This window comes from Rossellomorea sp. FS2 (assembly GCF_047915635.1).
Lineage (GTDB): Bacteria > Bacillota > Bacilli > Bacillales > Bacillaceae_B > Rossellomorea > Rossellomorea marisflavi_A.
Genome location: NZ_JBLRVS010000007.1, coordinates 431,781 through 438,222, shown reverse-complemented (window position 1 = coordinate 438,222; position 6,442 = coordinate 431,781). Strand labels below are relative to the sequence as shown.

Below are 6,442 nucleotides of genomic sequence, written 5' to 3'. Positions count from 1 at the left end.
CTGCGCCTCCAGGGTCTCACCCTGCCCGCTATTCCCATAGGAGTCGGGAGGCCTTCGCTGCACTTCACTCTGTGGATATGAGAGGGGATGTGCTGATTGGAAACATGATATCGCCATCCTGTTTTTTGCAATGATTATGTGCTGAAGGCGAGCTTTTTCCGTTCATTGTACTTTGTGCGCAGGAGAAACAGGACATCCCCATCCTTGTTTCGTTTTTAGCATGACTTTCTATCCTTATTAACAAACGATTACCTCCCCTAGTCCAATACCACTGAGTGGATTGGAGCGGAAGGGATTTGACTCCTGCGGAAAAGGGGGATGATCGAGACCCCGCAGGAACGAGGAGGCTCGACATACTCCCCGCGGAAAGCAAATCCCTGAAGCGGAAAGAAACGGACTCATTTTACAACTGGCACTTCACTTAGAACTATTTAGCCATCAACTATAATTAGGATCAAGATGATCAACATCCTGCAGGCATGAGGAGGCTCGACATGCTCCCCGCGGAAAGCAAATCCCTGCAGTGGAAAGGAACGGACTACCTATTAAATCCCCCTTCGTAAAGAATGCCCCCACCTTTCAGGCTACTATAGACCCACATATCAATTTAAGACGAAATCTATATCAATCCATGCCATATCCACCGGCGCCCCGTCCTCCTATAATTCAGTTGTAAGGCATCGGAGCATTCGCCCCGCCCTTACCGAATTCATATCATAATCAACACTTAGGAGGAGTACTTAATGAACGTTCGTCAATTTGCAGCAGTTTCTTTAAGTGCAGCCATCTTGTTCGGAGGCAGCTTCACATCTGCATCTGCCAAGGGCGGGGCTGACGAAAAGGGATACAAAGAAACATACGGCACGTCACAGATCACACGTCAGGACATGAAGGATATGATCAACCAGCACGGTGATGACAAGTTCACTGTCCCATCCTTTGATGCTTCCACAATCAAGAATGTAGAATCCGCAACGAAAACCGATGAGAATGGCAATAAAATCAAAATGGATGTATGGGATACATGGCCACTGCAAAACGCTGATGGTACTGTAGCTGAATACAAAGGCTACCATATCGTCTTCGGTCTTGCAGGTGACCCGAAAAACCCTAACGACACATTCATCTATATGTTCTATAAAAAAGCAGGCGATGACTCCATCGACGCATGGAAAAACGCTGGACGTGTCTTCGATGACGAAGACAAAAACAAAGCAAACGACAAATATCTTAAAGGTCAAGTGGAAGAATGGTCAGGTTCTGCCCTGTTCACAGATGACGGTGAAATCCGCTTGTTCTACACAAACCGTGGAGATTTCGATGAGAGCAAGGAGCTCTTCGGACGCCAAACATTGACAACTGCCCAAGTCAACGTTTCTGAAAAAGGAGACAAAGATTTGCAGGTTGATGGAATCGAAGATCACAAGTCCATCTTCAACGGCGGAGACGGCAAAACCTACGAAAACGTAGAGAAAGCCTTCGAAGATCGCAACTTCAACAATAATCATACCTTCCGTGACCCGCACTACATTGAAGACAAAGGCCGCAAGTACCTTGTATTCGAAGCCAACACTGGTACAGAATACGGATACTCAGGTAAAGATAATCTTTACAACCGTGCATACTACGGCAAAAGCATGAAGTTCTTCCGCGACGAGCTTAAGAACCTTCAAAACAGCCCTAAGAAAGAAACAGCTGAACTTGCGAACGGTGCAATGGGAATCATCGAGATCAACGATGACTACACATTCAAAAAAGAGAAGAAGCCTCTTCTTGTGTCAAATACCGTAACGGATGAAATCGAGCGCCCGAACATCTTCAAGAAAGACGGCAAGTTCTACCTATTCACAAGCACACGTGGATCAAAAATGACCATTGATGGAATCGATGATGAAGACATCTACATGCTTGGATATGTGTCAAATTCCCTAGATGGTCCGTTCAAACCTATGAACAAAACGGGAATCGTCCTTCACCAGGATCTTGACCCTAACGACATCACTTGGACGTACGCACACTACGTGATCCCTCAGGAAGAGTCTGACAAATTCGTTGTGACCAGCTACATGACGAACCGCGGATACTTTGCAGATCACAAATCAACCTTTGCTCCATCCTTCTTGCTTGATATCAAGAACAAGAAATCTTCTGTCGTGAAAGATGGAACGCTTGAGCAAGGTCAAATCACGTATGATGGGCAATAACCTTTGAAAAAGAAAAAAGAAATGTCAGCTAGTGGCATTTCTTTTTTCTATTAGCACGCAGCGCTTCCCCGCTGCGCTGGGGGGCCTCAAGGTCATGCACAGGTCAAATTCCTTCCATCAACAACAGTGAGTTACTACACAGCACCTAGTTGAACGTCTTACGCCCGTATCTCCTAACAGGTGTAGGCTTCCCCTCTCCTTATGTACACGAAGGAGCCTGTGCAGTGAGTGAGGCCCCGCAGCGAGGCGGGGATGTTCGCTCGAAATCGCGTATACAGTGATACAACAACTACAAACAGGTGGTGAAGAATAAGATGAAATCTATAGGAAAGAAGGGGATATGGGTGATGGCTGCCATACTGATCCTTGTCATCGGCGGCGTCGTCCTGTGGGTAAATGCAAAGGAAGACGTGGAAAAGAAAGAGACGGGAAAAGACGGAAATGAGGTCTCCTACCGTTCTTCCTATCATTTCACCACCCCTGACAAATGGAAAAACGATCCTCAAAAACCGATTTATTATAAGGGTGAATACCACTATTACTATCTCTATAACAAAGACTACCCTGATGGCAACGGCACCGAATGGCGTCATGCCGTCTCCAAGGACCTGGTCCATTGGAAGGATGAAGGGGTAGCGATACCGAAATATACCAACGACAACGGTGATCCTTGGTCCGGTTCTGTAGTCATAGACCGTGAGAATAAAGCTGGTTTCGGGAAAGATGCCTTCATCGCCATCGTGACCCAGCCGTCCAAAGAAACCGGAGCGCAGGAGCAGTATCTCTGGTACAGCACGGACGGAGGGAAAACATTCAAGAATCACAGTGAAGACCCCGTCCTTGAGAACCCGGGCGTAGAGGATTTTCGCGATCCGAAGGTCGTATGGGATGATGAGCGGGATAAATGGGTGATGCTCATGGCGGAAGGAGCAAAGGTAGGATTCTATGAATCCGAAAACCTGAAGGACTGGTCATTCACCGGTGATTTCCAAACAGACGACCTTGGCGTCCTTGAATGTCCCGATCTCTTCCGTATGCGTACGGAAGACGGAACGGAGAAATGGGTCCTCGGAGTCAGTGCTAACGGGGAGTCCGTCGGTAAACCGAACACATATGCTTACTGGTCCGGTGAGTTCAATGGTGATACATTCGAAGCCGACGAGGAAGAACCGAAGTGGCTTGATTACGGATTCGATTGGTATGGGGCTGTGACATTCGAAGACGGTGAAGCAGAGGACAAGATGGAGAAGCGATACGCACTTGCGTGGATGAACAAATGGTCGTACGCGAACAACACTCCTACCATTGAGCATGATGATTTCAACGGGACGGACTCCATCGTCAGGGAAATTCGCCTTGAAGGAGATGAAGAAGAGGGTTATACCCTTGTGTCCAACCCTGTTCCGGCCCTGGATGATCTGGTCACATCTACAGACGAAGTCGGGGATGTGACAGTGGAGGACGGAAGAGAATCGCTTGACGCACTCGGCGATACGTACCGTCTTGAAGCCGATATTTCCTGGGAAGAAGCGGAGCGTATCGGAATGCGTGTCAGAGAATCGGAGGACGATGAACGCCATGTCGACGTCGGCTTCTCCCCTCGGGATGGCTATTCATTCGTCAACCGCTCAAAGACCGATCAACCGGATGAAGAAGGGGATTTCCTTGAGAGCAAAGCGCCCTACAAGCCCTTTGACCAAAAAGTCCATATGACGATCCTTGTGGATAAGACGAGTGTCGAACTCTTCATGGACAATGGCAGGACCGTGCATACGAATCTAGTATTCCCACGCCCCGATGATCAAGGGATTTCCTTATTTGTCGAAGGTGGAAGCGCCACGTTTGAAAATGTGAAGATCGATCACTTGGGAGAAACAGAAGAGTAAACGAAGCAACACGCACTCATCCGGTGCGTGTTGTTTTTTACGTTTAAAGCTGGATGCCCATTAGTACATTATCCACATACCGGCCGTCGTCGAACTTATACTGTCTGATTTCCCGGCCTTCTTCCACAAATCCGGCTTTTTTGTAGGAGGCGATGGCCCGTTCATTGGTAGCGAAGACACCGAGACAGATCTTTTCGATCTCTTCCTGATCCCTCGCCCAGCTGATAAGATGCTGAAGCATGCGTGAACCGAGTCCCCGGTCGCGGTAGTCGGGCAGGATGCCGATACCGAATGACCCGTTATGCCTCATGCGCTTCATCCGGCTGCGGTTGAAGAACAGAAAGGCCACGACCTTCCCTTCGGCTTCCGCTACGAAGGTCATCCCGCCAGCTTCGGCCCGGTTGGCCATCTCCTTTACCTGTCCCGCGTGATCGAGGCTGAACTCCTCATCTGTGGTCAGAAAATATTCCTGCTCTGAAATCGTGTTGCGGCGGATGGCGATGATTGCCTCTGCATCTGATTCTGTTGCTTGTCTGATGATCATGATTGTCCTCCTATGGGTATGTACTATTCCCGGATTCTTGGTGTTGAACAGTGAGGCTGCCGGTTTTGGAAATATCTACATCTTTTATTTTGCCATGAAGAGATGAAACAGAAAACAATCATTTTTACTACTTTCAGTGGTATTGTGGAAATCGTCCACCTTGTTTTTCCCACAAAGGTAGGATAGCATTTTCCCAATAGCATAATTATCAGGGGTGTAGCATGAATAGAGTCAATCACGGGAAAGAATCATTGCCTGAGAAGGTGTATCATCATCTGCTTCAACAAATTTTGAACGGCGTCATCAAAGCAGGCGAGAAAATCATAGAAGAGGATATAGCAAGGGATCTTGGTACGAGCAGGGCTCCTGTCAGGGAGGCGCTTTACCTATTGAAGGTAGACGGCATCGCCGAGCGTATCCCCAGGATCGGGACGATCGTAAAGGATTTCAGTGATAAGGAAATCATCGAATACAACGACGCCGTGATCGGACTGCTTCAATCGGCCATCGAACAGTCACAGCCCAAATGGGATGACACCAACCGCCACAGGCTTCAGGTTTTAGGAGACGAGGCCGACGAGGCTTGCAGGCTGGAAGACGTGCAGTTGTATCAATCGAGAGTGGAACAGCTGATTACCCACGTGTTCATTGTTTCGGATAATAAAGCGTTGATGCGCTTTTACAAAGAAGCCAACCATATCCTGATGGTCTTTGCCCAAGTTAAGTGGACCCGGCAGACGATGAAGAACTTCAATCGGGAGCTGAACGTGTTTACGTCATCCTTGGTTGAAGGGAAGTTTGATGATGCGAAGAAAGCAGTGAAGGTGACCCTTGATCAGGGAGTGATCTGATGACTGGGCACAATCAATATGGAATGGGAAGCAGGTAGGTAGCCTGCTTCTTTGTGTTGTGATGAAGAGTGTGGTTAAAAAGGCTTCCTGCAAAAATATAGTAAATTTGGCGGAGTTAAATTGTCGACAATTTGCATTTTTAGGCGTACAATAAAAGAGTATTACAAATTGTCGACAATACAGGAGGGGTTTTGATGTCAGAGTTAAAAGGTCAAGTTGTCGTAGTTACAGGGGGAGCAAGTGGAATCGGGAAGGAAGCTGCCCTTCAGTTATCCGGGAAAGGCGCATCCATTGTTGTCGCTGACTTTAACGAAAGCGGTGCAAAAGAAGTAGCCGAGCAGATCAATCAAGCGGGAGGAAATGCCGCTCATTATAAAGTAGATGTTTCAAAAGGTGAAGAAATCAATGCGCTGATCGATTGGACTGCTGAGAAATTCGGCACATTCAACGGAATCTTCAACAATGCCGGTATCGGGTTGGTGAAACCATTCCTTGAAATGGACCCTGAATCGTATCACCGCGTCATCGATGTGGATCAGCACAGCGTTTATTATGGCATGTACTATGGCGCCAGGAAAATGGTGGAGTTGGGTACGACCGGAACGATCGTTAACACGGCATCCATTTATGGAACAGCTGCTGCGGTCGGAAGCTTCAACTACAACGCGGCAAAAGCGGCTGTCGTCATGATGTCCAAATCGGGAGCCCTCGAGCTTGCTGAACACGGCATCCGCGTGGTTGGTGTGGCACCTGGATTCATTGATACACCGATCCTTGGTGATGATCAGGATGCAAAAGATTATCTGGCCGGACAGCATATGCGCGGAGAGTTGATCAAGCCGGAGAAAGTGGCGAGCGTCGTCACCTTCTTATTCACGGATGCGGCCAGCGCCATTAACGGACAAACCATCCCGGTAGAAGATGGGTTCCTGAGCTATAAAATCCGATAAAATATGA

Annotated in this window: 5 protein-coding genes; 4 read left to right on the top strand and 1 reads right to left on the bottom strand. The window is 48.0% G+C overall.

Annotated elements, in window-relative coordinates:
• Nucleotides 1–743: 743 nt before the first annotated feature.
• Nucleotides 744–2,204, top strand: coding sequence for a glycoside hydrolase family 68 protein (locus ACNA6I_RS21545; RefSeq protein WP_063191267.1), 1,461 nt, complete (start codon nt 744–746; stop codon nt 2,202–2,204).
• Nucleotides 2,205–2,518: 314 nt separating this feature from the next.
• Entirely contained in the window at nt 2,519–4,090 is a 1,572-nt protein-coding gene (locus tag ACNA6I_RS21540; RefSeq protein ID WP_414811597.1) for a glycoside hydrolase family 32 protein, read from the top strand.
• 43 nt (nt 4,091–4,133) lie between these two features.
• Here the strand turns inward: ACNA6I_RS21540 and ACNA6I_RS21535 are convergent, their stop codons facing one another.
• Complete coding sequence (locus ACNA6I_RS21535; RefSeq protein ID WP_416314150.1) at nt 4,134–4,634, bottom strand: GNAT family N-acetyltransferase; 501 nt, start codon at nt 4,632–4,634, stop codon at nt 4,134–4,136.
• 221 nt (nt 4,635–4,855) lie between these two features.
• On the opposite strand from ACNA6I_RS21535, the gene ACNA6I_RS21530 reads away from it, so the two are divergent.
• Together ACNA6I_RS21530 and ACNA6I_RS21525 are read left to right on the top strand one after the other, a co-directional pair.
• A complete protein-coding gene (locus ACNA6I_RS21530) occupies nt 4,856–5,485 on the top strand; it encodes a GntR family transcriptional regulator (protein WP_416314149.1) in 630 nt (209 codons plus the stop codon).
• Between the two features lie 194 nt (nt 5,486–5,679).
• Nucleotides 5,680–6,435 carry an SDR family NAD(P)-dependent oxidoreductase gene (locus ACNA6I_RS21525; RefSeq protein WP_416314148.1) on the top strand — a complete coding sequence of 252 codons (756 nt, stop codon included), beginning with the start codon at nt 5,680–5,682 and terminating at the stop codon, nt 6,433–6,435.
• The last annotated feature ends 7 nt before the right edge of the window (nt 6,436–6,442 follow it).